The sequence below is a fragment of the Anaerolineales bacterium genome, assembly GCA_022866145.1.
Classification (GTDB): Bacteria; Chloroflexota; Anaerolineae; order Anaerolineales; family E44-bin32; genus PFL42.
This window is the reverse complement of sequence record JALHUE010000485.1, coordinates 1-1,755: the sequence shown is the minus strand read 5'-3', so window position 1 is coordinate 1,755 and position 1,755 is coordinate 1. Positions and strand designations below refer to the sequence as shown.

General features: G+C 63.5%; 1 protein-coding gene. It reads right to left on the bottom strand.

What is annotated here, in order from left to right:
- The coding region (locus tag MUO23_14125) for a peptidase MA family metallohydrolase (protein ID MCJ7514088.1) at positions 1 to 1,343 on the bottom strand (1,343 nt) is incomplete at its 3' end.
- Between the last annotated feature and the right edge of the window lie 412 nt (positions 1,344 to 1,755).

Sequence of the window (1,755 nt, the reverse complement as noted above, 5' to 3'; positions counted from 1 at the left end):
GCCCCCGCTCGCCGTTGGGCGCGGGGAAGCAACATCAGGCCAAGACCGACGACACCGATTGCCGCGGGAGCCGCACACAACCCCGGCGGGGCTTTGCCCGAAGGCTTGGTTTCATCGGTCGCAGGTATCGGGGTCGCGGCAGCAGTCAACGCACTCACCACAGATGTGGCTGCGCCTGCATTCGGAGCACCCAGAGGGGCGAAGGTTGGATACGGCGTGGGCGTGGGTTTCCCTTCGGCAGGGACAGCCCCCTGGGATTCGGCGGCGCCAATGGATGTGCGCCAAGCTGCATCCAGACCGTCGCGGTCGAACGCGTAGACTCGCTGAAGGGCTTGATCCTCCGTCGATCCCTGGCGGAATTGATCCAGCAGGGCAATCATCCTCTCCGGCCCGTACTCTCCCACCAGGAAATCAACCAGGCTGTAGGATTGGGCATACGCCAGGTAGGATAGGTAGGGGTCATTTGAGAAGCCCTGGCTGAGGGATCGCACGGGTAAGAGCGTCCCTTCCTGGACGGCCTCTTCCAGGCTCGAGAGCAGACCTTCCTCCGGCTCCCCCTCGGCATACATCGCCAGGCCTTCGGTCACCCAGGTGGGCGTCGAATCGAGACAGGAGAAGGTGTACTGACCAAGCACGACATGGGTGAGTTCGTGGGCGACCGCCCGCTGGCCCCACGCCAGCTCATTCGGCGCAATGGCGGCCAGCACGGCGCTGTGCTCCGGGAAGGCAAGCCCTCCACTCCAGTCGGGAGCGAACAGCGTTGCCGACTGCATTTCCGTGGAGTCGCCATAGACATAGAGGCGGATATCTCCGTCATACTCGACTCCCGTCGCCTCCCGGATGGTGACCAGGGCGGCCTGGGCAGCGCCCATCAGGGTATCGGCAAACCGGTTGTCGCCGGTATACCAGTAGAGATCGATTGGATCCGAAGCCGTATTGCGCCAGGAGCGCTGGGTGTCCTCGACAACTATGGACTGGTCCGGCGTCGTCAACTCCCCACCTGCGGAATCTTGCACGATCCATCTCCACCAAACCTCTGTACCGGGCGGGAGGGCGCCCGTTCGTCGGAGGTCCCAGGTCCACTCGGTGGCAACGGTGGTGCCCGGCACAAAGTCGTCAGGAACCACCCGGGCTGTGCTCTCGCCGCAGGCAGTCGCATCCGTTCCAAACTCCAGCTCGACGCTTTCGATCGAGGCGGGGGACGAGGCCGTCAGATAGAAGGTGATGGCATTGGGGAAGCTTGCCTCAGCTTCGTTGCGGGCGATGTCGATCTGGGCCGGGCGGACGCGGGCTGGCGACAGGGCTAGCATTCCCGAGAGAACGGCGAACAAGAGAGTTTTCATGCGAAGCCTCACATCTCGAGTGGAACCCAGCTCCGGACGCCCCACGAGCAGGGAGTATCTCCCGGGCATCCGGCAAGCCCGATCGTTGTAACGATTCTATGTTCGGCTTCCGGACACGGCTACCCCCCCGACAGTACGGGCACCGGCCTTCTGGCACGGAATGCGACCATCCTGCGCGAGCTTGGAGACCGAGGACCAGGGGATGCGCAGCAAGCTCGACCACCTCCCCCGCTGTAGGTACGCCTAGATGCTTGAGACCCTGAGCATATGCAGTCGACCCCCAAGGGCCGTATTGGCCGGTTGCCTTGGGAACGGCGAACCAGGGTTTCTTCTACCCCCCAACTGATGCGACGTCCCCAGGTCCTTCACCGCCTACATCAGTGAGGATCACCCCTCTGCCCATTCCTCACGT